The organism is Pseudomonas sp. PAMC 26793 (genome assembly GCF_000313235.1).
GTDB lineage: Bacteria > Pseudomonadota > Gammaproteobacteria > Pseudomonadales > Pseudomonadaceae > Aquipseudomonas > Aquipseudomonas yamanorum.
This window is the reverse complement of the sequence record NZ_AMXG01000058.1, coordinates 156,525-180,768: the sequence shown is the minus strand read 5'-3', so window position 1 is coordinate 180,768 and position 24,244 is coordinate 156,525. Positions and strand designations below refer to the sequence as shown.

Genomic DNA, 24,244 nt, shown 5'->3' with positions numbered 1-24,244 from the left:
TCAGGCACCTGTCTGGTTGAATTTTTTACGATTGATTCGAGCGCGCAGGGTCAGGGCCGCGAGGGTCCCGAGCACGCCGATGAAGGCGATGTAGCCGAAGTACAGGTTGTAGCCGACCTGCCCCGGGTAGGTGGCGGTGAGGTAGCCATTGATCAGCGGGATAAAGGTGTCCGGCAGGTAACCCACCACCGAGACGATGCCGATGGCCAGGCCGGTGATGCGCAGCGGGATGTTGCAACTGTCGAGGATCGCCCAGTACAGGCCGCGAATCGCGTAAGTCATCAGGCCGATAAAGATCACCGTGCCGATCAGCAAACCGAGGCTGCCAATGGCCGGGAATACGATCAGGCCGACCATCGCCAGGGTCACCAGCGCCAGCGCGACGATCAGCACCGAGATGTTCGAAAACTTGTCCCCCAGCCAGCCGCCGCCGATCCCGCCGATAGGTCGCATCCACAGCTTGATGGTGGTGATGGTGCCGGCCATCACGGCGGTCATGCCGCTGCCTTGCAGGTAGTCGGAAAAGCTGTAGGTGGCCCAGAACATGTGATAGCCGCAGAACACAATGGCGGTGACCAGCCACAGCTCGGGGATTTTCACCAGGGTGGTGAGGTCGGCGACCAGGTTGAACTTGCCCTTCTCCACCGCGGCGGTTTCGGCCATGGATTTGGGGTCCTTGAGCAGCACCAGCACACAACCAATCGCGATACACACGAACGAATACAGGTACACCACGTGCTTGAAGCCTTCGGCTGCCGTCTGGCTGCGGGTCTCGGTGGCATAGGCAAACAGCCCCAGGGCCACGGTTGCCAGCAAGGCTTCCACCAGGCCACGACCACCGTCGAGGATGCCGAAGAAACGGCCCTGCTCGCTGTGATGGGCAATCATCTTCACCCGCTTGAGCACCGACGCCCAGAAGGTCAGGCCGGTGGTCAGGCCCCAGCAGCCGAAGATGATCATCAGGCCGATCATCGACGGCACGGTGGAATACCAGAGGCCCAGGGCACCGGTGGCCACCAGCGAGAAAAAGATCAGGAAGCGCGGCGGCAGGCGATCGGCCAACCAGCCACTGGGCAGGTAGCTGAGGAGAAAGATCGTACCGAGCATCGAATACAGATAACCCAGCTGGCTGTGGTTGATCTGGAACACCTCGAGCATGGTGGTCTGGTAGACCTGGCGCAGGTAGAGGATCGGGTAGATCGCCCCGGCGGCCAGCACCAGCAACATCAATTGGAAGTAGCGACTGGCTTTGTCGCTTTTGGCCGCGGACACGGCATCGAAACCCTGGGCAACGGGTGCAGGCTTGAACATCTTGTAGACCTCGGGCACCCACTGTGCAGGTGCCCCGATAATTGTTTTTATTGAGGTGAAGCCGGTGATCGGTGAATCAGTACTTCATGACCACCAAACGGGTCTGGGTGAACTCAAGCATCCCGTGCTTGCCGTCATCGCCGCCCAGCCCTGAGCGTTTCCAGCCGGCGTGGAAGCCCTGGTAAGGGTCGGCCGGGGTGCGATTGACGTACAACTCGCCGGCCTCAATGGCGTTGGCGACTTTCATGGCCGTGCGGTAGTTCTCGGTGTAGAGCACCGACGACAGGCCGAACTGGTGGTCGTTGGCCATGGCCAGCGCTTCGTCGATGTCGCGGTACTTGAGAACCGGCAGCACCGGGCCGAAGATTTCTTCCTGGATGATTTCCATGTCCTGGCGGCAGCCGCTGAGCAGCGTCGGCGGGTAGAAATGGCCCGGGCCTTCGGGCAGTACGCCGCCGGCTTCCAGTACAGCACCGTCGGCGATGGCGCGCTGGACCATGGCGTGAATATTCTGCCGGGAACTGGCGTTGACCAGCGGGCCCATCAGGCCTGCGTCCGTGGCACGGTCACCGAATTTGACGGCACTGATCTTGGTCTTGAGCAGGGCCAGGAATTGGTCGTAGACGCTTTCCTGCACGTACACCCGCTCGACCGCCGTGCACAACTGGCCGCAGTGGGTGGTCTTGGACGCGATGATTGCGCTGGCGGCCTGTTCCAAGTCGGCGTCGGCCTCGATGATCGCCGGGGTCTTGCCGCCCAGTTCCAGGGACGGCTTGGCGATGTTGGCCTTGCAGTAGTCGAGCACGACGCGCCCGGCGTTGACGCTGCCGGTGAGGGTGATCAGGCCCACGGCCTTGTGGGTGCACAGGGCGGCAGCGGTGGCGTGGTCCATGGTCAGGATATTGATCACACCGGCCGGCATGCCCGACTGCTCGACCGCACGGGCGATTTCAAAAGCAGACAACGGCGTGTTGTTGCTCGGGCGCACCACCACGGTGTTGCCGGCAATCAGCGCCGGGGCGATTTTGCGCAGCAGGGTGTAGACCGGGTAGTTGAACGGAATCAGGCAAGCCACCACGCCAATGGGCTCGCGCTGCAGGAACAGGCTTTCGTCCGGGGTGTCGCTGGGGATGATTTCGCCTTCAATGCGGCGCGCCCATTCAGCGTGGTAGCGGGTGATCTGAGCGGCGTAGCGGGCTTCGTTGCTGGCGTCGTCGAGGCTTTTGCCGGATTCGCTGGCAAGCGCCTTGCCTATGCTTTCAGCGCAGGTTTCGAGGGAGTCGGCGAACGCCCGCAGGTGTTCGGCGCGCTGGATGCTGGTGAGTTTGCCCCAGGTCTTTTGGGCGGTAGCGGCGGCCTCGACAGCAGCAGTGGCCTCATCAGGTGTGGCGGCGCAGACAAGGCCGACCTGAGCCTCGGTCGCGGGGTTGTAAACCGCGATCTGGGCGGTGCTGGCAGGTTCGGCGAAGTGGCCGTTGAAAAAGTTGCGCTCGATTTGCATGTGGTTTTTTGCCCAATCGTTGTTGTTTTGCGAGTGACTTGCAGTTTTGTCATTGGGCGGGCGGGGGACAAACGATTTATTGACGGGGGTAACGTGCAAAAAACGCAGGTTAGTGGCTGATCCGTATTAATGACCCGAGTCTGAGTCTGTATTGTTCTGCCCATACTTCCTACAGTGCCGCCCACTTGGAACCGTGGGAGGACTAAGCATGCAACCACCATCAACCGCACAGGCCTACAACTACAAGGTCGTGCGTCAATTCGTCATTGCAACCATCGTTTGGGGCGTGGTCGGCATGGCCATGGGCGTATGGATCGCCTCGCAACTGGTCTGGCCGGAAATGAACCTCGACCTGCCGTGGACCACCTTCGGCCGCCTGCGCCCGCTGCACACCAGCCTGGTGATTTTCGGCTTTGCCGGCAGCGCGCAATTCGCCGCCAGCTACTACGCAGTACAGCGCACCTGCCAGGTGCGGCTGTACTCGGACAAGCTCGCCGCCTTTACCTTTTGGGGCTGGCAGTCGGTGATCGTGATCATGTTGGTCAGCCTGCCCCTGGGCTACACCACCACCAAGGAATACGCCGAAATCGAGTTCACCGGCGCCGTGTGGATGACCGTGGTGTGGGTGGCTTATGCGATCGTGTTTTTCACCACCGTGGTGCAACGCAAGACCCAGCACATCTATGTCGGCAACTGGTTCTTCGGTGCGTTTATCGTGGTGATCGCGATGCTGCACGTGGTCAATCACCTGTCGATCCCGGTGGACTGGTTCAAGTCCTACCCGGTGTACGCCGGCGCCACCGACGCCATGGTGCAGTGGTGGTACGGGCACAACGCGGTCGGCTTCTTCCTGACCACCGGTTTCCTGGGAATGATGTATTACTTCGTGCCCAAGCAAGTCGGGCGGCCGGTGTATTCCTATCGTTTGTCCATCGTGCACTTCTGGGCGTTGATCACCCTGTACATCTGGGCCGGCCCGCACCACTTGCACTACACCGCGCTGCCGGACTGGGCGCAGTCCCTGGGCATGGCGATGTCGCTGATCCTGCTGGCGCCCAGCTGGGGCGGGATGATCAACGGCATGATGACGCTTTCCGGGGCCTGGCATAAATTGCGCACCGACCCGATCCTGCGTTTCCTGGTGCTGTCGCTGGCGTTCTACGGCATGTCGACCTTCGAAGGGCCAATGATGGCGATCAAGACCGTCAACGCCCTGTCCCACTACACCGACTGGACCATCGGCCACGTCCACGCCGGGGCCTTGGGCTGGGTGGCGATGATCACGTTTGGCTCGCTGTACCACATGATCCCGAAAATTTTCGGGCGCGCGCAGATGCACAGCGTGGGGCTGATCAATATGCACTTCTGGCTGGCAACCATTGGCACGGTGCTGTACATCGCATCGATGTGGGTCAACGGCATCACCCAGGGCTTGATGTGGCGGGCGGTGAACGATGACGGCACCCTCACCTACTCCTTTGTGGAAGCCTTGCAGGCCAGCCATCCGGGGTTCGTGGTGCGCTTTGTCGGCGGGGTGTTCTTCCTTAGCGGCATGTTGCTGATGGCGTACAACACCTGGCGCACGGTGCGCGTGGCGGACCTGAAGGTGGCGCAGCTTGAAGCGCAGATCGCCTGATGTGGGAGATAGCGCTGAACCTGGCGGCGGTGATTGGCCTGTATGGCGCGGTGGAGTATTGCTTGCGGGGCCAGTCGAAGGAGAGCCTGGATGAGGCCAGCCTGATGCCGTTTGCCGATGACCCGGAGGTGGCGCGGCGGGTGGAGTTGGCCACGGGCAAGCGGGTCAACGCGGTGGCGCCTGAAGAAACAAAGCAGGACTGGGGCAATATAGAGATCTAATTGTGGGAGCGGGCTTGCTCGCGAATGCGGAGGTTCAGTCAACATATACAGCGACTGACACACCGCTTTCGCGAGCAAGCCCGCTCCCACACAAGCACCACATTGAGCGACTAGCCGCGTTCGCGGGGAATCAGGCTCTGCAACTGCAAGGCCAGGAAGTTGGCATCGAAACCGAAGGTGTCCGGGTCTTTCAGGCCGTTGGTTTTCTTCCACAACCAATCGTTTTTCCCCGGCAGCAGCACCAGGGAAATACTGCCGTAGCGGGCGGCGGTCAAGCCCATCACCGACAACGAAATCAACCCACCGGCGCCCATCACATCCGGCACGAACTCCACCGGTTTGCCGGCGATATGGATGGTCAGTTTCTCGGTCTTGAAGGTGGAGGTCTCTACCGGCACGCTGGGGCCGGAAGCCACGTACGCTTCGCGCTGCACTTCCAGCAAGCCGACGGTCTTCACCGGTTCCAGCCACTGCTCGATCTGGTCGAACAACTCGACGATCTTCTGCGCCCAATGGGCCGACTGCACTTCGAACTGCTGCTTCTTGTGGGCTTCGCTGTCGGCGTAATGACGCAGCATCTCGCCCAGTTGTTGTACATCGTCCATTGCCGTGTTCCTTGGGTGACCCATGTTGCGAACCTTGATCATGGCAGATGCCGCACACGGGCGTATGACTAAAGCACAGCGCTTGGGTAATGTGGTGCCCTCGCCCGTCCAATTCAGGAGCATCGCATGCGCACCATCGGCCTTATCGGCGGCATGAGCTGGGAGTCCAGCGCCGAGTATTACCGCATCATCAACCAACGTGTGCGCGACCAGCTCGGGCCCCTGCGTTCGGCACAACTGTTGATGTACAGCGTCGACTTCGGCCCGGTGGAGCAGGCCCAGCACGCCGGGCGCTGGGATGACGCCGCACTGATCCTCGAAGACGCCGCCCGCTGCCTGCAAGCCGGTGGCGCCGAATGCATCGTGCTGTGTACCAACACCATGCACCTGGTGGCGCCGCGCATTGAAGCGGCGGTGTCCATACCGTTTCTGCATATTGCAGACGCCGCCGGCGCGGCGGCCGTGGAGGCCGGCACCCTGACCGTAGGCCTGCTGGGCACTGCCTTTACCATGGAACAGGCGTTTCTCAAGTCACGCCTGGCGGCGCAGGGGCTGACCGTGCTGGTGCCGGACGCCGACGAGCGCCAGGCCGTGCACCGGATCATCTATGAAGAGTTGTGTGTCGGGGTGATCAGCGACGCATCGCGTGAGGTGTACCGGCGGGTGATCGAGTCTTTGGCAGCCCGTGGCGCCCAGGCCATCATCCTCGGTTGTACGGAAATCAGCCTGTTGATCAAGCCGCAGCACAGCGACCTGCCCTTGCTGGACACCACCGAGCTGCATGCGCAGGCTGCGGTGGCGTTTGCCTTGCAGGACGACTAGGCCGGCTGGCGGATGCGCGCCATGGTCAGGGTATCGACGAAGGCGCCGTCACGTACGGCGTAATCCCGCAGCCGGCCTTCGGTCTCGAAGCCGAACTTGTGGTACAGGCGGTGGGCGGCTTCGTTGTCGGCGTACACCGTGAGTTCCACCCGGTGCAGGTTCATCCAGTTATCCGCCACCTCCAGCGCCGCACTCAGCAGCCGGGAGCCCACGCCCTTGCACTGCCAGGCGGTGGCCACGCCCATGCCGAATGAACCGACGTGGCTGCGGCGCACGCGGGAATATTGCTCAAGCCCCAGGTTGCCGATCACCTCGCCTGCATGCACGGCCACCAGTTGTAGCCGCCGTTCATCCCCGGGTGCCAGGCGTGCACGCCAGGCCTCAACCGATTGGAAAGGCATTTGCAGCACCTGACGGCAGACAGCCGGGTCGTTGTAGAGCGCAGCGACGCCATCAAGGTGGGCCTCGGTGAAGCGCGTGATCACGATTTTGGGTTCAGGTGTGTGCATGGTGTTTCATCCTTTGAAAACACATGGCGGGCCAGTGTAGGCGGCAAAGCCTCAGGATGGCGAGCCCAGCACCGCAATTATCGGGGCCGCGCAGCAACCAGTTTCCAGACCCGGGCGATGTCCGAGGCGCGCTCGCGCAACAGGCGCGGCGCCTCGCTGCAGGCCTGTTCCAGGGTAGTCGGGCCGGACGGCAAGGCGAACGCGGCATCCACACCGTGGGCGTACATCTGCTCGTAGCCATCACCCAAGGTGCCGGCGATCACAATCACTGGCACGTTGTGCTGTTTGGCGATCCGCGCGACGCCAAACGGGGTTTTGCCCCGCAGGGTCTGGGCGTCGAAGCGGCCTTCGCCGGTGATGACCAGATCGGCGCCACGCACGGCCTTTTCGAGCCCCACCAGCTCGGCGACCACTTCAACCCCTGCACGAAACTGTGCGCCAAGGAACGCCTTGGCGGCAAAGCCCAGGCCGCCGGCGGCGCCGCTGCCGGGTTCGTCGCGTACGTCCTTTGGCAAGACCTTGGCGCAGTGATCGGCGAAATGGCCGAGGGCAGCATCCAGTTGTTCGACTTGCTGGGGATTGGCGCCTTTTTGCGGGCCGAAAATCGCCGAGGCACCGTGGGGGCCGCACAGAGGATTGTTCACGTCGGCGGCAATTTCGAAGCGCACCTGGGCCAGGCGTGGGTCCAGTTGCTCAAGGCTGATGCGCGACAGCTTGGCCAGCGCCAGGCCGCCCAGGGGCAATGCAGCCTCTTCGGCATCAAGCAATTGCACACCGAGAGCCAGCATCGCCCCGGCGCCGCCGTCGTTGGTGGCGCTGCCGCCAATGGCCAGAATAACGCGTTGGGCGCCGGCATCCAGGGCGGCGCGGATCAACTCGCCAGTGCCGAAGGTGCTGCTGGAACACGCATCTCGCTGACCCGGTGGCACGAGTTGCAGGCCACTGGCCTCGGCCATTTCGATGATTGCGGTGTGGCTCTCGGCCAGCCAGCCCCAATGTGCGTCGACACTGCCACCCAGCGGCCCCTGCACACGGGTGGTGCGCAACTCGCCCTGGCAGGCGGCGAGTACCGACTCCACCGTGCCCTCACCACCGTCCGCCATCGGGCACTTGATCAGTTCGGCGTCGGGCCACACGCTGACCAACCCCTCGGCAATGGCATTCGCCACACCTTCGGCACTCAGGCTGTCCTTGAACGAGTCGGGGGCGATGATGATTTTCATGGGCTTTCTCCGGTTTTTATAACGCCCATGCTGCCAGTTGGCACCGGCAATAACGCCGGTCCATTGCACAAGAGTGGCTGGGGTTTGTTGTTCATTTCGACAAAGCCTGGGGCAATAGCTGCACGCCCAGGTACAACGCAAGCATGCCGTCGAGGGTCAACGGGTCGACGCCGCTCAACTCGGCGATGCGCTCCATGCGATAGCGCAGGCTGTTGCGGTGAATGCCCAGGGCGTCAGCGCAGGCCTGGCTTTGGCCGTCGTGATCGCACCAACTGCGCAGGGTCGCCAGCAACTGGCCGTTGCTGTCCTTGGCCAGCACCTTGCGCAGCGGGTTGAGCAGTTCGTCGAGGGCGTCGTCGTTGCGGTGGCGCCAGAGCATTACCGGCAGGCGGTAGCGATTGAGGGTCAGCAGCCGCGACTCGGGCAGCACATCGCGGCCATAGGCAAGCAGATCGCCGACCCGCCGGTAGCAACGGCGTAGCCCGGCCAGGCCGTCTGCTTGCCCGCCGACGGCGACCCGCAGGATGTTCCAGCCCAGGCCGTCGAGTTTTTCCAGCAGGCGCGGGTTGTCGACTTGCACCGACGCCGGTCGGCACCACAGCAGGGAAAACTGCGCGGAGCTGACGCACCAGCTGTCCGGGTAGCGCGAGGTCAGCCAGGCGCTCAAGGCTTCCGCCGACTGGCCGCTGCCCAGTTCAAACAGGTACGGCGTACGTGCCATCTGCGGTTTGAGGCCCAGTTGCTGCGCCTCGTCCACTAGCCGCGGCGAGTCGCCGGTCTCGGCCAGCAGCAGCGCCAGCAGGTCATCGCAACGCTGGCGGCGCCATTGCTGCTCGGCCTGCTGGTGGCGCTGGCTCACCAGCATTTCGGCGGTCATGCGTACGAGTTGCGCATAGGTGCGCAGCAATTCCGGTTCGCCGGTAATGCCCAGGACGCCGATCAGGCGCTGATCGTGCAGCAACGGCAGGTTGATCCCGGGCTGCACGCTCTTGAGGTGCTTGGCGGTCTGGCTGTCGATCTCCACCACGCGCACATTCGCCAGCACCAACTGCGCGCCTTCATGGCGGGTGTTGATGCGTTCGGGTTCGCCGCTGCCCAGGATCAGGCCCTGGCTGTCCATGACATTGACGTTATAGGGCAGGATCGCCATGGTGCGATTGACGATATCCTGCGCCAAGTCATGATCCAGCTCGAACATGGGGCTAAATTCCTGAAAAATCCGGTTGTTCATAGGCACAGCGCAAACGATGCTTGACTGTGCGCGAGCACAAAGACATCACCCCTTGAGGTGGCCGAGACTCATTGGGCGATCAACGTTACCCTCGCATCGCGAAAAATCATAATAAAGAGAGACTGCCATGTCACAGAGCGCCGCTGTTACCCAGGCCACCGATGACGATAAAAACGCCGTATACAAGCGCATCACCCTGCGCCTGATCCCCTTCATTTTCATCTGCTACCTGTTCAACTACCTCGACCGCGTCAACGTCGGCTTTGCCAAGCTGCAGATGCTCGACGCCCTCAAATTCAGCGAGACCGTGTACGGCCTCGGTGCCGGGATCTTCTTTATCGGCTACGTGCTGTGCGGCGTGCCAAGCAACCTGGCGTTGACCAAATTCGGTCCACGGCGCTGGATTGCGTTGATGATGATCGTCTGGGGCACCCTGTCCACCTGCCTGCTGTTCGTCACCACGCCAACGCACTTCTACGGTTTGCGCCTGCTGACCGGTGCTGCCGAAGCCGGGTTCTTCCCGGGCGTGGTGCTGTACTTCTCGCAGTGGTTCCCGACCTTCCGCCGTGGGCGGATCATGGCGCTGTTCATGTCGGCGATTCCGGTGTCCGGCCTGCTCGGCAGCCCGTTCTCCGGCTGGATCCTCAACCACTTCGCCGCCGGCCAAGGCGGGCTTGCGGGCTGGCAGTGGATGTTCCTGCTGCAAGGCGTGCCGACGGTGATCCTCGGTGCCCTCGCCTACTTCCTGCTCAGCGACAGCTTTGCCAACGCCAAGTGGCTCACGCCCCATGAGCGTGCCGTGCTGGAAGCCGACCAGGCGAGCGACCTGGCCAACAAACCGAAGACCACCAGCGACTCGCTGCTGGAAGTGTTCAAGAACCCGGCCATCTGGGCGTTCGGCCTGATCTACTTCTGCATCCAGAGCGGTGTGTACGCCATCAACTTCTGGCTGCCGTCGATCATCAAGAACATGGGTTTCAGCGATAACCTGGTGATTGGCTGGCTCAGTGCGATTCCGTACCTGCTGGCGGCGGTGTTCATGTTGCTGGTGGGCCGCTCTGCCGACCTGCGCAAGGAGCGGCGCTGGCACTTGGTGGTGCCGATGTTGATGGGCGCGATCGGGCTGGTGATTGCGGTGAACTTTGCAACCACGCCGGCCATTGCCATCCTTGGCCTGACCATCGCCACCATGGGTGCCCTCACCGGCCTACCGATGTTCTGGCCGGTGCCCACCGCCATGCTCAGCGCGGGTGCTGCCGCGGGCGGCTTGGCGTTGATCAACTCCATGGGCCAGATGGCGGGTTTCCTCAGCCCGTATATCGTCGGGTTTGTGAAGGACGCCACCGGGTCTACGGACATTGCGCTGTACCTGCTGGCGGCAGTGATCGTCGCGGGCAGTGTGTTGGCGTTGCGCATGACGCGCACACTCAAGGGCTGACACAGGGTAGACCGGTGCCGTCGATCTCCATGACGGCGCCGGTGTTTTTATAGCTAAAGTACTGCCGGAAACCCGTCTTAACCTGAACGCCAAAGCCAAGTAACAAACAGGCTACAAACCTTACCTAACCTTTACTCTGGCGCCGCGTCATCCCCTCAAAAAGTGCTGTCTGAAACGTATGCCCGGGAATATTATTAAAACCGGTTCGATGCATAGGTAGAGGACTTGTCATGATCAGTCGACTCTCAAAAATGAAAGTAGCCATCGTGCTTATTGCCACCCTCGCCATCGCAGGGCAAGCAGAAGCCCGTGGTGGGTACGGCTATGGATGGGGTCACGGTGGTTACCATGGTGGTTGGGGCTGGGGTGGCCCGGCCCTGCTGGGCGCAGTGGTGGGTGGATTGGTAGTGGGCTCGGTGGTCGCCAACTCCCAGCCTCCGGTCTACGTGCAGCAACAACCGGTTTACGTGCAACCGCAGCCGGTGTACATCCAGCAACCGCCGCCGGTCTACTACCAGGCGCCGCCTCCTCCGGGCTATTACTACCCGCCGCAACCGGTTCCGGCACCGCGTTATTAAGCGCGGCCCGATTACTGATAATGCAGGTCCCGCCTAAAAGCGGGACCTTTTTTATTCCGCTGCCTTTAGAGCAATCCACCGCCGTCGACATCAATCACGCTGCCAGTGATAAACCCGTTCTCCATCGCCAGCACATACCCGGCAGCCACTTCTTCGGCCTGCCCCACTCGCCCCACCGGCAATGCCTCGCCCGCCTTGGCAAACATCGCCAGTCGCTGCTCCTCGGATAAGCCCGAATACGCCTCGGTATCGATCACCCCGGGACTCACCACATTGACCCTGCGTGGCGCCAGTTCCTTGGCCAGTTGCTTGCCCAGCGCTTCAGTGGCCGCATTGATCCCGGTCTTGATGAATTGCCCTGCAACCGTTTTGCGCCCCAACTGTCCCGACGTCAGGGTGATGCTGCCGTGCTCGGCGAGAAAGGGCAGCGCCGACTGGATCGCCCGCAGCGACCCCCAGAGCTTCACGTTGAAGTTGTCTTGCGCCAGGGCCAGGTCCGTCTCGATCAAGGCCTTGGCCTGTACCGCCGGCCCTGCCGTGTAGACCAGATGATCAAACGGCCCCACTGTTTCGAACAAGCGCTGCAACGAGGCCGCGTCGGTCACGTCGACCGGCTCGCTGCGCACACCGTTCTCCACGGTTGAAGACAAGCGCCGCCCGGCCAGCACCACCTGGGCGCCGCGTGCCACGGCCTGCTTGGCCACGGCGGCACCAATGCCGCTGCTACCGCCGATGACAATGATGGTTTTGCCGCTGAGGGGAGAAGTCATGGAGCCCTACCTGGTTGAGAAAATGAGCTTTCATCTTCCCAGCTTGGCAATCGTTGAAAAATCCCGGTAAAACGACAAGATCTTTAAAGGATTTTTACAGATGAGTTCAATCCTCGACCTTGAAGTCTTCGTACGCACCGCCGACACCGGCAGCCTGTCCGCCGCCGCCCGTAGCCTCAGCCTGACCCCGGCGGCCGCCAGCATTGCCCTCAAGCGCCTGGAAACCCGCCTGGGCATTCGGCTGCTGGCGCGCTCCACCCGCAGCATGCGCCTGACCGAAGAAGGCCGGCGCTACCTGGACAGCGTGCGGGTGGCCCTGGAGGCGTTGTCCGAAGGCGAACAGGCGATCAAGCAACAAGGCCAAAGCCTCAGTGGTTTGCTGCAGTTGGCTGCGCCCTCGGATTTCGGCCGCAATGTGCTGCTGGGCTGGCTGGATGAGTTCAAGCTCGAACACCCGAACGTTCGCCTGCAATTGCTGCTCAACGACAGCAATGCCGACCTGTTTCGCGAAACCGTCGACATCGCCCTGCGTTTCGGCGTACCACGGGACTCCAGCCTGGTGGCGCTGCCGGTGGTGCCCGACCATACGCGGGTGCCGTGTGCCAGCCCCGACTACCTTGCGCGCCACGGCACGCCACAGATCCCTCAGGACCTGGCACAGCACAGCACGCTCCGCTATATGCGCCAGGGTCGGGCGAACAACACCTGGTACTTTCGCCAGGGTGAGCGCCTGCAGGAAGTCGAGGTCAGCGGCGACTACTTGAGTGATGACGGCGAGATCGTGCGGCGTTGGGCATTGGCCGGCCATGGCATTGCTTATAAAGCGCGACTGGATGTAGCCCGCGACATCAAGGCCGGGCGCCTGGTGCCTTTGCTCACCGATTGGCAAGGCGAGCCGACGCCGTTCAACTTGATGTGCCCGCATCGCCTGCAAGTGTCGGAACGGGTCAAGGTACTGCATCGCTTTCTGCAGCTGCGCTGCGCCGAACTATTACCGCAATAACCGTCCCAGGGCTTGTTCCAGAGCCTTGCTGTCTGGTATTGGATAGGGACTGTCTCCCCCTTATGAGGTGTTCACGATGATTTACCGCACACTGGGCCAGTCCGGGTTGAAGGTCAGCGCACTGACCCTGGGCAGCATGATGTTTGGCGAGCAGACCAACACCGAGGATTCGCTGCGCATCATCGACAAGGCCTGGGATCAAGGCATCAATTTTATCGACACCGCCGACGTCTACACCGGCGGGCGCTCCGAGGAGATCGTCGGCGAAGCCATCGCCCGCCAGCGCCAGGATTGGGTGCTGGCCTCGAAGGTCGGCATCGGCCCCGTGGACGGCGTGCCCAACCGCAGCGGCTTGAGTCGCAAGCGGATTTTCAACGCGCTGGAAGCCAGCCTGACGCGCCTCGACACCGATTACCTGGACATCTATTACCTGCACCGTGAAGACCACAACACGCCACTGGAAGTCACGGTTTCAGCGATTGGCGACTTGATCCGCGAGGGCAAGATCCGCCATTGGGGCTTGTCCAACTACCGCGGCTGGCGGATCGCCGAAGTGATCCGCGTGGCCGAGCGCCTGGGGGTGGACAAGCCGATCATCAGCCAGCCGCTGTACAACATCGTCAACCGCCAGGCCGAGGTGGAGCAGATCACCGCTGCCGCCGCCTATGGCCTGGGCGTGGTGCCTTACAGCCCACTGGCCCGTGGCGTGCTCAGCGGCAAATATGCGCCGGACGTAACGCCTGAAGCCGGCAGCCGTGCCGGGCGCCAGGACAAGCGCATCCTGGAAACCGAATGGCGCGTTGAATCCCTGCGCATCGCCCAGCAGATCCAGCAATACACCCAGGGCCGTGGCGTGGGAATTGTTGAGTTTGCGATTGCCTGGGTGCTGAACAATTCGGCGGTCAGTTCGGCGATTGTCGGGCCGCGCACCGAGGCGCAGTGGGATGCCTACACCGGCGCGCTGGAGGTCAAGATCACCGCGGAGGATGAGGCGTTTATTGATTCGCTGGTCACCCCAGGCAATGCGTCGACGCCGGGGTTCAATGACGTGGGCCACTTTGTCTCGGGCCGAATTGCCCGGCTATAAGCACACTTTACGGGAGGATCCGAGCGCTCCTCCCGTAAAGCGCCCCAAAACAGAGCAAACATCTCACCTTAAAAGCACTATATTCCCTCCCTGAAATCTCCCCTCTTTTGTATGAATCGGTTTTCGCGAGGACAGCGTGTCTAAAGGTGTTGTGTTATCGGTCTTGGCCTCGGTGTTGTTTGCCGTGATGTATTACTTCACCTCGCTGCTCACGCCCTTGAGCGGCCTGGAGATCTTCGGCTGGCGGATGTTACTGACGGTGCCCTGCATGACGGTGTTCATGATCGTCAGCGGCGAGTGGCGGCGGGTGTGGGAGTTGGTTCGGCTGGTGGCGGCCAAACCCGAGTTGATCGGCGGGCTGCTGTTGTCTTCAGCCTTGCTGGGGATGCAGTTATGGCTGTTCATGTGGGCACCGCTCAACGGGCGTAGCCTGGATGTCTCCCTGGGGTATTTCCTGCTGCCGTTGACGATGGTGCTGACCGGGCGCCTGGTGTACGGCGAACAATTATCACGCCTGCAAAAGGTCGCGGTGTTTTTTGCCGGCGTCGGCGTGCTTAACGAGTTGTATCAGGTCGGTGGTTTCTCTTGGGCCACGTTAGTGGTGATCATCGGTTACCCGATCTATTTCATCGTGCGCAAGCGCCTGAAGACCGACCACCTGGGCGGGCTGTGGCTCGACATGGCGCTGATGTTGCCGGTGGCGTTGTGGTTCGTGCAAAGCGGCGAACAGGGTTTTGCCGTGCTTGATGCCCACAAGGGCTTGTACGCCTTGATCCCGATGCTGGGCTTGATCAGTGCCTCGGCGCTGGTGTGCTACATCATTGCCAGCCGCATGTTGGCGTTCAGCCTGTTCGGGCTGCTCAGTTATGTGGAGCCGGTGCTGTTGCTCGGGGTCGCCTTGTTGCTGGGGGAAAGCATCAAGGCGGGAGAATGGCTGACCTATCTGCCGATCTGGCTGGCCGTGATGGTGCTGGTATACGAAGGTTTCAAGCACCTGGTTCGCCAACGTAAAGCCTGATTCCAGGCGAAAAAAAGCCCGGTCGCGGATCCCCACGACCGGGCTTTTTTACCTCAACGATCAGTCAGTGGTGAGCACACCACGGCGTACCTGATCGCGCTCGATGGATTCGAACAGCGCCTTGAAGTTACCTTCGCCGAAACCGTCATCACCCTTGCGCTGGATGAACTCGAAGAACACCGGGCCCATCAGGGTTTCCGAGAAGATCTGCAGCAGCAGGCGCTTGTCCCCCGCCACCGACGAACCGTCCAGCAGGATGCCCCGCGCTTGCAGTTGGTCCACCGGCTCGCCGTGGTTTGGCAGGCGGCCTTCGAGCATCTCGTAGTAGGTGTCTGGCGGCGCAGTCATGAAGCGCATGCCGATTTTCTTCAGCGCGTCCCAGGTCTTGATCAGGTCATCGGTGAGGAACGCCACGTGCTGGATGCCCTCGCCGTTGAACTGCATCAGGAACTCTTCGATCTGCCCGGCGCCCTTGGACGACTCTTCGTTCAACGGGATGCGGATCATGCCGTCCGGGGCGCTCATGGCCTTGGAGGTCAGGCCGGTGTACTCGCCCTTGATGTCGAAGTAGCGCGCCTCACGGAAGTTGAACAGCTTCTCGTAGAAGTTCGCCCAATAGACCATGCGCCCGCGGTACACGTTGTGAGTCAGGTGATCGATGACTTTCAACCCGGCGCCCACCGGGTTGCGCTCAACGCCTTCGAGGTACACAAAGTCGATGTCATAGATCGAGCTGCCTTCGCCGAAGCGGTCGATCAGGTACAGCGGCGCGCCGCCAATGCCCTTGATCGCCGGCAGGTTCAATTCCATCGGGCCGGTTTCGATATGGATGGGCTGTGCGCCCAGTTCCAGGGCCCGGTTGTAGGCCTGTTGCGAGTCCTTGACGCGAAACGCCATGCCGCACACCGACGGGCCGTGCTCGGCCGCGAAATAGGAGGCGATGCTGTTGGGTTCGTTGTTGAGGATCAGGTTGATCTCGCCCTGACGGTACAGGTGTACGTTCTTGGAGCGGTGGGTCGCGACTTTGGTGAAGCCCATGATCTCGAAGATCGGCTCCAGGGTGCCCGGGGTTGGCGAAGCGAATTCGATGAATTCAAAGCCCATCAGGCCCATTGGGTTTTCGTATAGGTCTGTCATTTTCGGTGCCTCATCATTCTTGTAGTTACAAATGTTTATTTGCGAGCAAGGATGAGGTCAGCGGGTGGCGCACAGGAGATACCCCGCACGCTGCGGGCGAGGAAGTCACCAAAGATGAGGGGGGACCCGAGTAGCTTCATGGTTACATCAGTCTCTTACGGGCGAGGCTTGCGTTAGCGCAAGTCCTTATTCTTGTATGCGTAAATCGATTCTACACAGCGTAAACAGATTTGTCCGTACTCTTATCAAATCCCCATTGCCCTCACCCGCGCAAGGGGTTTGTTGCACAGGTAGATGCCCAGCAGGATCACTGCCCCGCCCAGTAGCATCGGCGCGGTGAGTCGCTCGCCGAGCAGCAATGCACCGCAGATCACCGCCGTCAGCGGATTGAGGGCGATGAACACACCCGCGCGGGTGGCGCCGATGCGGCGCAGGCCATCGTAGTAGCCGATGTAGGCGAGTGCCGAGCCCAGCACGCCGAGGTACAACAAGCTCGTCAGTTGGGGCAGATTAATCGCGCCCAACGCCGCCACGGTCAACCGCCCCGTCACCAGCGTGGTGAGCGTCAGCATCAGCGTGCCCAACAGGATCGACCAGGTCACGGTTTGCAACGGGCCCAGGCTCTGGTTGAGGCCCCGGGAGAATAGCGAGTACACGCCCCACCCCACCACACAGCCAAAGATCAACAGATCACCGATCCAGGCATTCGCGGTGCCCTGCAATAGCTGCGGGTTGCGGCTAACGATCACCAGCCCCGCGCCGCCCAGGCACAGCGCGATACCCAACAGTTTCACCTGCCCCAGCCGCTCCTTGAACAGTAGCCACGACGCCAGGCCAATCACCGCCGGGTTCAGCGCCACGATCAGCGACGCCCGGGATGCGTTGATGTAATGCAGGCCATAGAAAAAGCACAGGTTGTAGAAAAAGATCCCGAAAAAACCGAGCACGGTCAGTTGCGCAAGCTGTGCGTTGGTCGGGCGCACCAGGCGAATGCGCGCGACACCCAGGAATACCAATAAGGCCACGCTGGCCAGCACAAAACGAACGGTCGCCGCCAGCAGCGGGTCCAGGCCTGCGGCCAGATAGCGCCCGGCCACGAAGGTGCCGCCCCAGATCATGGTCACCACCGCCAATTTCAAATACGTGAGACGGTCAGAAGTCGGGGTCATCAGGTTTCTACTCAAAAAACGTGGGATTGGTTTATTGTTTAGCTAATTCCTTGTCATCGTAAAATGAGTAAATACTCATGACCCTTACCCAACTGGAAATCTTTTCCCTGGTGGCCGAGCTGCAAGGCTTCACCAGCGCCGCCAATCGCCTGGGCATCAGCCAGTCGGCGGTGTCCCATGGGATCAAATCCCTGGAACAGGAACTGGGTGTGGAGTTGATCCGCCGCCATCAATCTCAAGTCGAACTCAGCGATATCGGCCAACAACTGCTGCTGCGCGCCCGGGCCATGCTCGGGCTGGCCAATACACTGCGACAGGAAGCCGCCGATGCCCGCGGGATGAAGCGCGGTACGCTGCGGATCGGTTCGTTTGGGCCGACTTCATCCATTCGCCTGTTGCCGAAAATTTTGCAACGCTTTCGCGAGCTGCATCCGGGCATCGAGGTGCACGTCGACGAAGGCCCTGATCGGCAGGTGATGCAGTGGCTGGAAGAGCGACGCATCGACGTCGGGTTTGTGGTGCTGCCTGAAGAGCGCTTCGATACCTTCCCGCTGATCGAGGATCAGTTGGTCGCACTGCTGCCATCGGGGCATCACCTGGGCGCGCAGCCGAGTATCAGCCTCAAGGCGCTCTGCGGCGAACCCTTCATCCTGACCCAGGCCGGCTCGTCCGAACTGGTCTCAAGGCTGTTCGCCGGGGCCGGGCTGCAGCCGGATGTGCGCTACCGCTGTTCACAATTGCTCAGCACCCTGGACACCGTGCGCCGAGGCGACGGCGTGACCATTGTCGCCGAGTTGTCATTGCCTGAATCCGCAGCGCCGGATTACCTGATCAAGCCGCTCAAGCCTGCCGTCAAACGCCAGGTCGGGCTGGCGGTTCTGGATCGACGACAGTCCTCGCCGGCGACCCTGGCGTTTATTGAACTGGCCACACGTTTGCAGCTTGATTGAGCAGGCAGGGTCGCGTGCCGCCATCTATCATGGCCAATACCAATACGCTTTGTTGGACGTCCCGACCGCATTTGAGCGTCTTATCACCCCCTCCCGCTACAGGCTGCACAAATGCCACTGACCGTCCAAGGCCCACGAAAAGCCAGCACCCGCCTCCTGATCACCTTGCTCAGTGGCGCACTCCCGATTTTGCTGGGGGTGCTGATCCTGTACTGGCAAGCCGGGCGCACCCTGGAGTACAGCACCGCGCAAACCGCCCGGGAAGCCGTGCGCCAGTTCGACCTGATGCTCGACAACACCGCCCTCGCCGCCAAGGACTTGCTGCCGCTGGCCGGCCATGAATGTGATAACCCGACACAACTGGCGCTACGGGAACAAGTCACCCGCCGGCCTTTTGTGCGCGCCACGACCTTGTCCTGGCAGAGAAACATCTATTGCAGCTCGTTGTTCGGTGGCAACTACCAGTCGCCGGTCAACCCTGAAGACTACGTCGACGGCCGCCTTTGGCTGATGAAAGGCAACCCGGTGACACCTGACACCGCATTGCTGGTGTATCGCCTCACCGAGGGCGACCGGGGGGCCTTTGCCTCCATTGATGGCTACCACTTGACCAACGCCTTGCGCCTGATCAGCCGATATACCGACCTGGTGTTGCAGGTGGGGCCTAACTGGCTGGCGTCGGATGGCAAGGTGCACAGCACAGCGCTGCCGACATTTTCCGTCGCGCACCATCATCTCGACTCCACGCGGTATACCTACAGCGTGGAAGCCGGGATGCCGGAGGGTGAAACCTGGCGCTACATGCAAGCGCGGTATCCTGCACTGTTCGTCCTGGTGGTGTTTTTCGGCGTGTTGGCCGGCATCCTCGCCCACTGGCTGCAAAAGCGCTCATCGGCACCGACCCTCGAGCTGCAACGTGCCTTGGGTGCCAATGAATTCGTGCCCTATTACCAGCCGGTGGTACGTGGCCAGGACATTCGTCAGTGGGCCGGCTGCGAAGTGCTGATGCGCTGGAACCACCCCAAGGAAGGCCTGGTGCGCCCCGACCTGTTCATTCCCCTGGCCGAGCATTCCGGCCTGATCGTGCCAATGACCCGCGCCTTGATGCGCCAGACCGCCCTGCAACTCGCGCCCCACGCCGCGCAGTTCGCGGATGGCTTTCATGTCGGGGTCAACATCACCGCCCGCCATTGTCACGACCTGGAACTGGTGGAGGACTGCCGGGAATTCCTCGCCGCCTTCCCGCCGGGCAAGGTGATTCTGGTGCTGGAATTGACCGAGCGCGAGTTGATCGAACCCACGGATGTGACCCGCCAACTGTTCCAGGCGCTGCACGAAATGGGGGTAATGATTGCGATCGACGACTTCGGTACCGGTCACTCGAGCCTGGGTTATTTACGCAACTTCAATGTCGATTACTTGAAGATAGATCAAAGCTTCGTGGCGATGATCGGGGTTGATGCACTCTCGCGGCATATACTCGACAGCATCATTGAACTGTCCGCCAAGCTCGACTTGGGCATCGTTGCCGAAGGTGTCGAAACACCAGAACAGTGCGAATATCTTGCCGCTCAAGGTGTTGATTTCTTGCAGGGCTACCTGTTTGGCAAGCCTGTACCTTGCGATGAGTTCATTAGATTCCTGAACAGCCATTGAATAGCCATCCACTTCAACGGAAATATTGTTATTTATACAAAAGACATGATTTACTCATGGCTGATTAACTACTACAATTTTTCCTGCCTGTGCTGAATTGGCAGGAAGGCCACTTTTGTTGAGTCGCCTTAAGGCTCTTGGCTTATCGCTTTGTTTGCAGTAGATATCAGCCAAATACACTATTGGAGTATAGATTTTGTCCAGACTCGCCGAATTTCGCGCAGCAGAAAAAGCCCTTCAAGAGCAGCTTGCCCAGCTGGAATCCCTGAAGAACGACGCAGGCCTGAAGAAAGAAATCGAATTCGAAGAAAAGCTGCAAGGGCTGATGAAAACCTACGGCAAAAGCCTGCGCGACATCATCTCCATCCTGGATCCTAACCCGAGCAAGTCCGGCGCCTCCGTCGCCACCGCACCAAAACAGCGCCGTGCACGTGTGGTCAAGGTTTACCACAACCCGCACACTGGCGAACTGATCGAAACCAAAGGCGGCAACCACCGCGGCCTGAAGGCATGGAAAGAACAATACGGCGCGGCCACTGTAGATTCCTGGCTTCGCGGCTAATGCTTTGCAGCTAGTACAATCGCACTAAGAAAAGCCCTGCTCATGCAGGGCTTTTTTGTTTACAGGCATCGATATTGAAACAAAACAGGACCAGGACACTTTCAAAAACGAACTTAAAAAAACATTTCACTTTGTTCAGATTGACTAATTTCCTGCTTTGCCTACAGCGCTCAAAGTTTCAGGCTATCACGCACCGAACTGACTTCATCCTTGCTTGATTCGTAAGCCTGCGCCTGGCCTGCGTATGAAAATACATAGGCCTTATCGGTGTCGACCGCTCCCACCAGGGTTTGCGACAGCACATGCCGACCGTTCTCGGTGATTACACAAGTAGTTTCCAACGCCTCAAGGCGGCTCAATGTTGTGGGGTGCATCTTGGTGCACACACTTTGATAACCGCCTTGGGCAAAGTCCTTCTGGATGGACTTGCGCATTTCCAGCAACACACCTTGAAGATTGACCGTATGCCCCGCTTCGATGGGAGTGCCTGTCAACTCCATGACCATCAAGGTCGCGCCATTTTCATCATTCTTGATCGCACGCTGGCGGGAGACTGCCGAAGGCTGCGCCGGAGCCTGATCGTCGGGCACCACCTCCTCCACCTGCCAGCCGCTGGGCCAGTGAATTTCCGGGTCAGCCGCCCATGCAGCAGTGCTGCCCAACAACAGGCCCAAGGTACTTAACAGCGGTGCGCGAAATCCGATCATTGCGAAAAACACTCAAGGTTCAAGCGACAAAGTTTGGGCCCCTGCACCCGCTTGCCGCAAGGGTTGCGTGACCTTTTTCATTTGGCGCAACCGGCAGGGCTGCGTATCATGGACCGGCTGCACGGACGCCAGCCGCAAGCCAAGGGATGCTCCAACCGGAGCCACGTTTGCCCCATTTTTCTCTGGAGGGCCCATGAGCCTGCACGAACTGAACACTTTCCCGGGCGTCACCGCCCAGCCTGACACCGCCACCGCGAACTTTGTGTTCAACCACACCATGCTGCGGGTCAAGGACATCACCAAGTCGCTGGATTTCTACACCCGCGTATTGGGTTTTTCCCTGGTTGAAAAACGTGACTTCCCGGAAGCGGAATTCAGCCTGTACTTCCTGGCCCTGGTGGACAAGGCCCAGATCCCGGCCGACGCCGCCGCCCGCACCCAGTGGATGAAGTCGATCCCGGGCATCCTGGAACTGACCCACAACCACGGCACCGAAAACGACGCGGACTTTGCCTACCACAACGGCAACACCGACCCGCGTGGCTTTGGCCATATCTGCATCTCGGTGCCGGACATCGTTGCTGCCTGCGCGCGCTTTGAAGAACTGGGCTGCGACTTCCAGAAGCGCCTGAGTGACGGCCGCATGAAAAGCCTGGCCTTCGTGAAAGACCCGGATGCGTACTGGGTTGAAATCATTCAGCCAACGCCGCTGTAAGGTTCCGCCGGCAATAAAAAACCCCATGATCACTCATGGGGTTTTTCATTTCCGGACCGGAATTTACGCCGGGGCGGAAGTGCGGATCAGGTGATCGAAAGCACTCAGGGAAGCCTTGGCGCCCTCGCCTACTGCAATCACGATCTGCTTGTACGGCACAGTCGTTACGTCACCGGCGGCAAAAACGCCTGGCAGCGAAGTCTCACCGCGTGCATCGACGATGATCTCGCCACGAGAAGTCAACTCCACAGTGCCTTTGAGCCAGTCGGTGTTGGGCAGCAAACCGATCTGTACAAAGATGCCTTCCAGGTCGAGAGTCTTGAATTCGCCACTGTCGCGATCCTTGTAGGCCAGGCCGGTCACTTTCTGGCCATCCCCCTTGACCTCACTGGTCAGCGCACTGGTAATCACGTCAACGTTCGGCAGGCTGTACAGCTTGCGCTGCAACACGGCGTCGGCGCGCAACTTGCTGTCAAACTCAAGCAAGGTCACGTGGCTGACGATACCGGCCAGGTCGATGGCTGCTTCAACGCCGGAGTTACCGCCGCCGATCACCGCCACGCGCTTGCCCTTGAACAGCGGACCGTCGCAGTGCGGGCAGAAGCACACGCCCTTGGCCTTGTATTCCTGCTCGCCCGGCACACCCATTTCGCGCCAGCGGGCACCGGTGGCCAGGATTACGGTCTTGGACTTGAGGGTCGCACCGCTTTCGAAACGGATTTCGTGTAGCTCACCGTTGTTTTTCGCCGGGATCAGCGCAGTAGCACGCTGCAGGTTCATGATGTCCACGTCGTACTGACGCACGTGAGCCTCCAGGGCGCTGGCGAGTTTCGGCCCTTCGGTTTCCTGTACCGAGATAAAGTTCTCGATCGACATGGTGTCCAGCACCTGCCCGCCGAAGCGCTCAGCTGCAACACCGGTACGGATGCCTTTACGTGCAGCGTAGATAGCCGCTGCCGAACCCGCTGGGCCACCGCCGACGACAAGTACGTCGAACGCATCTTTGGCGCTGATTTTCTCGGCGGCTTTTTCGATGCCGCTGGTGTCGAGCTTGGCGAGGATTTCCTCCAGGCCCATGCGGCCCTGGCCGAAGCTAACACCGTTCAGGTAAACGCTCGGCACAGCCATGATCTGACGATCATCGACTTCGGCCTGGAACAGCGCACCGTCGATGGCGACGTGGCGGATGTTCGGGTTCAGTACTGCCATCAGGTTCAGCGCCTGGACCACGTCCGGGCAGTTCTGGCACGACAGCGAGAAGTAAGTCTCGAAGCTGAACTCGCCTTTAAGGGCACGAATCTGTTCAATCACTTCGACACTGGCCTTCGAGGGGTGGCCGCCGACTTGCAGCAGTGCCAACACCAGCGAAGTGAATTCATGGCCCATTGGGATGCCGGCGAAACGCAGGCTGATATCGGCACCCGGGCGGTTGATGGAGAACGATGGCTTGCGCGCATCATTGCCATCGCTTTTCAGGGTAATCAGCGTTGAGAGGCTGGCTACGTCCTGCAAGAGGGCAAGCATTTCCTGGGATTTCGCACCGTCGTCGAGGGAGGCGACGATCTCGATCGGCTGGGTGACCCGTTCCAGGTATGACTTCAACTGAGCTTTAAGATTGGCGTCCAACATACGGGCGATTTCCTATTAATTCGGTTTATTGCAGACAAAAAAACGCCCGAGCGAATCTCGCCCGGGCGTTTCGAGGGCGGATGCAGCTTACTTAGGTGCGGTCATCCGCCCTTGGTACTTCACAGACTTAGATCTTGCCGACCAGGTCCAGGGACGGAGCCAGGGTGGCTTCGCCTTCTTTCCACTTGGCTGGGCACACTTCGCCTGGGTGAGCAGCAACGTACTGAGCAGCCTTGATCTTGCGCAGCAGCTCGGAAGCGTCACGGCCAACGCCGCCATCGTTCAGTTCAACGATTTTGATCTGGCCTTCCGGGTTGATCACGAAGGTGCCACGGTCTGCCAGGCCAGCTTCTTCGATCAGTACGTCGAAGTTGCGGGAGATGGTCAGGGTCGGGTCACCGATCATGGTGTACTGGATTTTGCCGATGGCTGGCGAAGTGTTGTGCCAGGCTGCGTGGGCAAAGTGGGTGTCGGTGGAAACGCTGTAGATTTCGACGCCCAGTTTCTGGAATTCGGCGTAGTTGTCAGCCAGGTCTTCCAGTTCGGTTGGGCAGACGAAAGTGAAGTCGGCTGGGTAGAAGAAGACGACAGACCATTTGCCTTTCAGGTCAGCATCAGTCACGTCTACGAAGTTGCCGTTTTTGTAGGCGGTAGCTTTGAACGGTTTTACATGGCTGTTGATGATAGGCATCGTTGACTCTCCGTCAGGTTTGTAGAAGGGCTTAGAAAGTTGATGAGGTGAATCCTACCCACTCTCCCGGCCGAT

At 60.5% G+C, this 24,244-nt stretch carries 24 protein-coding genes; 12 read left to right on the top strand and 12 right to left on the bottom strand.

Annotation, left to right across the window (positions count from 1 at the left end; genetic code table 11):
* The gene (locus D109_RS0131365) at positions 1 to 1,311 is read right to left on the bottom strand and encodes a nitrate/nitrite transporter (protein ID WP_017480404.1); all 1,311 of its coding nucleotides are present in this window, start codon (positions 1,309 to 1,311) and stop codon (positions 1 to 3) included.
* Positions 1,312 to 1,387: 76 nt separating this feature from the next.
* Entirely contained in the window at positions 1,388 to 2,812 is a 1,425-nt protein-coding gene (gene aldA, locus D109_RS0131360) for an aldehyde dehydrogenase (RefSeq protein ID WP_017480403.1), read from the bottom strand.
* A 208-nt stretch (positions 2,813 to 3,020) separates the two neighbouring features.
* Here aldA and ccoN point away from each other — a divergent pair, with 208 nt between their 5' ends.
* Together ccoN and D109_RS0131350 are read left to right on the top strand one after the other, a co-directional pair.
* A complete protein-coding gene (gene ccoN, locus D109_RS0131355) occupies positions 3,021 to 4,448 on the top strand; it encodes a cytochrome-c oxidase, cbb3-type subunit I (RefSeq protein WP_017480402.1) in 1,428 nt (475 codons plus the stop codon).
* Positions 4,448 to 4,669: a cbb3-type cytochrome c oxidase subunit 3 gene (locus D109_RS0131350; RefSeq protein ID WP_017480401.1), complete on the top strand. Its 222-nt coding sequence runs from the start codon at positions 4,448 to 4,450 to the stop codon at positions 4,667 to 4,669. The genes ccoN and D109_RS0131350 overlap by 1 nt, the downstream gene beginning before the upstream one ends.
* Positions 4,670 to 4,779: 110 nt before the next feature.
* On the opposite strand, the gene D109_RS0131345 is transcribed toward D109_RS0131350, so the two are convergent.
* Positions 4,780 to 5,274: a hypothetical protein gene (locus D109_RS0131345; RefSeq protein ID WP_017480400.1), complete on the bottom strand. Its 495-nt coding sequence runs from the start codon at positions 5,272 to 5,274 to the stop codon at positions 4,780 to 4,782.
* Between the two features lie 126 nt (positions 5,275 to 5,400).
* Between D109_RS0131345 and D109_RS0131340 the strand changes: the two genes are divergently transcribed.
* Positions 5,401 to 6,096 (top strand): aspartate/glutamate racemase family protein, encoded by a 696-nt coding sequence (locus D109_RS0131340; RefSeq protein WP_017480399.1) that lies wholly within the window; start codon positions 5,401 to 5,403, stop codon positions 6,094 to 6,096.
* Here D109_RS0131340 and D109_RS0131335 read toward each other — a convergent pair.
* From D109_RS0131335 to D109_RS0131325, 3 genes are all read right to left on the bottom strand, one after another.
* Positions 6,093 to 6,605 carry a GNAT family N-acetyltransferase gene (locus D109_RS0131335; RefSeq protein ID WP_017480398.1) on the bottom strand — a complete coding sequence of 171 codons (513 nt, stop codon included), beginning with the start codon at positions 6,603 to 6,605 and terminating at the stop codon, positions 6,093 to 6,095. The genes D109_RS0131340 and D109_RS0131335 overlap by 4 nt on opposite strands.
* A gap of 77 nt (positions 6,606 to 6,682) precedes the next feature.
* Positions 6,683 to 7,828, bottom strand: coding sequence for a glycerate kinase (locus D109_RS0131330; protein WP_017480397.1), 1,146 nt, complete (start codon positions 7,826 to 7,828; stop codon positions 6,683 to 6,685).
* Positions 7,829 to 7,919: 91 nt separating this feature from the next.
* Positions 7,920 to 9,026, bottom strand: coding sequence for a sugar diacid recognition domain-containing protein (locus D109_RS0131325; protein WP_017480396.1), 1,107 nt, complete (start codon positions 9,024 to 9,026; stop codon positions 7,920 to 7,922).
* 160 nt (positions 9,027 to 9,186) lie between these two features.
* Here D109_RS0131325 and D109_RS0131320 point away from each other — a divergent pair, with 160 nt between their 5' ends.
* Complete coding sequence (locus tag D109_RS0131320) at positions 9,187 to 10,497, top strand: MFS transporter (RefSeq protein ID WP_017480395.1); 1,311 nt, start codon at positions 9,187 to 9,189, stop codon at positions 10,495 to 10,497.
* Between the two features lie 230 nt (positions 10,498 to 10,727).
* Positions 10,728 to 11,075 (top strand): hypothetical protein, encoded by a 348-nt coding sequence (locus tag D109_RS0131315; protein ID WP_152416434.1) that lies wholly within the window; start codon positions 10,728 to 10,730, stop codon positions 11,073 to 11,075.
* 65 nt (positions 11,076 to 11,140) lie between these two features.
* On the opposite strand, the gene D109_RS0131310 is transcribed toward D109_RS0131315, so the two are convergent.
* Positions 11,141 to 11,845 (bottom strand): SDR family oxidoreductase, encoded by a 705-nt coding sequence (locus D109_RS0131310; RefSeq protein ID WP_017480393.1) that lies wholly within the window; start codon positions 11,843 to 11,845, stop codon positions 11,141 to 11,143.
* A 100-nt stretch (positions 11,846 to 11,945) separates the two neighbouring features.
* Between D109_RS0131310 and D109_RS0131305 the strand changes: the two genes are divergently transcribed.
* The 3 genes from D109_RS0131305 to rarD all read left to right on the top strand — a co-directional run bounded on the left by D109_RS0131305 (position 11,946) and on the right by rarD (position 14,953).
* On the top strand, positions 11,946 to 12,848 hold the full coding sequence (locus D109_RS0131305) for a LysR family transcriptional regulator (RefSeq protein WP_017480392.1): 903 nt from the start codon (positions 11,946 to 11,948) through the stop codon (positions 12,846 to 12,848).
* A 76-nt stretch (positions 12,849 to 12,924) separates the two neighbouring features.
* Positions 12,925 to 13,935: an aldo/keto reductase gene (locus D109_RS0131300; protein WP_017480391.1), complete on the top strand. Its 1,011-nt coding sequence runs from the start codon at positions 12,925 to 12,927 to the stop codon at positions 13,933 to 13,935.
* A 136-nt stretch (positions 13,936 to 14,071) separates the two neighbouring features.
* Positions 14,072 to 14,953, top strand: coding sequence for an EamA family transporter RarD (rarD, locus tag D109_RS0131295; RefSeq protein WP_026078343.1), 882 nt, complete (start codon positions 14,072 to 14,074; stop codon positions 14,951 to 14,953).
* A 60-nt stretch (positions 14,954 to 15,013) separates the two neighbouring features.
* On the opposite strand, the gene hppD is transcribed toward rarD, so the two are convergent.
* The gene (hppD, locus tag D109_RS0131290; RefSeq protein WP_026078342.1) at positions 15,014 to 16,090 is read right to left on the bottom strand and encodes a 4-hydroxyphenylpyruvate dioxygenase; all 1,077 of its coding nucleotides are present in this window, start codon (positions 16,088 to 16,090) and stop codon (positions 15,014 to 15,016) included.
* 245 nt (positions 16,091 to 16,335) lie between these two features.
* A complete protein-coding gene (locus D109_RS0131285) occupies positions 16,336 to 17,259 on the bottom strand; it encodes a DMT family transporter (RefSeq protein ID WP_017480388.1) in 924 nt (307 codons plus the stop codon).
* 77 nt (positions 17,260 to 17,336) lie between these two features.
* On the opposite strand from D109_RS0131285, the gene D109_RS0131280 reads away from it, so the two are divergent.
* From D109_RS0131280 to D109_RS0131270, 3 genes are all read left to right on the top strand, one after another.
* Positions 17,337 to 18,209 carry a LysR family transcriptional regulator gene (locus tag D109_RS0131280; RefSeq protein WP_017480387.1) on the top strand — a complete coding sequence of 291 codons (873 nt, stop codon included), beginning with the start codon at positions 17,337 to 17,339 and terminating at the stop codon, positions 18,207 to 18,209.
* A 111-nt stretch (positions 18,210 to 18,320) separates the two neighbouring features.
* On the top strand, positions 18,321 to 19,865 hold the full coding sequence (locus D109_RS0131275) for an EAL domain-containing protein (protein WP_017480386.1): 1,545 nt from the start codon (positions 18,321 to 18,323) through the stop codon (positions 19,863 to 19,865).
* A 196-nt stretch (positions 19,866 to 20,061) separates the two neighbouring features.
* Positions 20,062 to 20,427: a histone-like nucleoid-structuring protein, MvaT/MvaU family gene (locus D109_RS0131270; protein WP_017480385.1), complete on the top strand. Its 366-nt coding sequence runs from the start codon at positions 20,062 to 20,064 to the stop codon at positions 20,425 to 20,427.
* Between the two features lie 170 nt (positions 20,428 to 20,597).
* On the opposite strand, the gene D109_RS0131265 is transcribed toward D109_RS0131270, so the two are convergent.
* Positions 20,598 to 21,134, bottom strand: coding sequence for a DUF4946 domain-containing protein (locus D109_RS0131265; RefSeq protein ID WP_017480384.1), 537 nt, complete (start codon positions 21,132 to 21,134; stop codon positions 20,598 to 20,600).
* 193 nt (positions 21,135 to 21,327) lie between these two features.
* Between D109_RS0131265 and gloA the strand changes: the two genes are divergently transcribed.
* Positions 21,328 to 21,849 (top strand): lactoylglutathione lyase, encoded by a 522-nt coding sequence (gene gloA / locus D109_RS0131260; protein WP_017480383.1) that lies wholly within the window; start codon positions 21,328 to 21,330, stop codon positions 21,847 to 21,849.
* A gap of 63 nt (positions 21,850 to 21,912) precedes the next feature.
* Here the strand turns inward: gloA and ahpF are convergent, their stop codons facing one another.
* Both ahpF and ahpC read right to left on the bottom strand, forming a co-directional pair.
* Complete coding sequence (ahpF, locus tag D109_RS0131255) at positions 21,913 to 23,478, bottom strand: alkyl hydroperoxide reductase subunit F (RefSeq protein WP_017480382.1); 1,566 nt, start codon at positions 23,476 to 23,478, stop codon at positions 21,913 to 21,915.
* Between the two features lie 127 nt (positions 23,479 to 23,605).
* Positions 23,606 to 24,169, bottom strand: a complete 564-nt coding sequence (gene ahpC, locus D109_RS0131250; protein ID WP_017480381.1) for an alkyl hydroperoxide reductase subunit C — start codon at positions 24,167 to 24,169, stop codon at positions 23,606 to 23,608.
* Positions 24,170 to 24,244 lie beyond the last annotated feature (75 nt).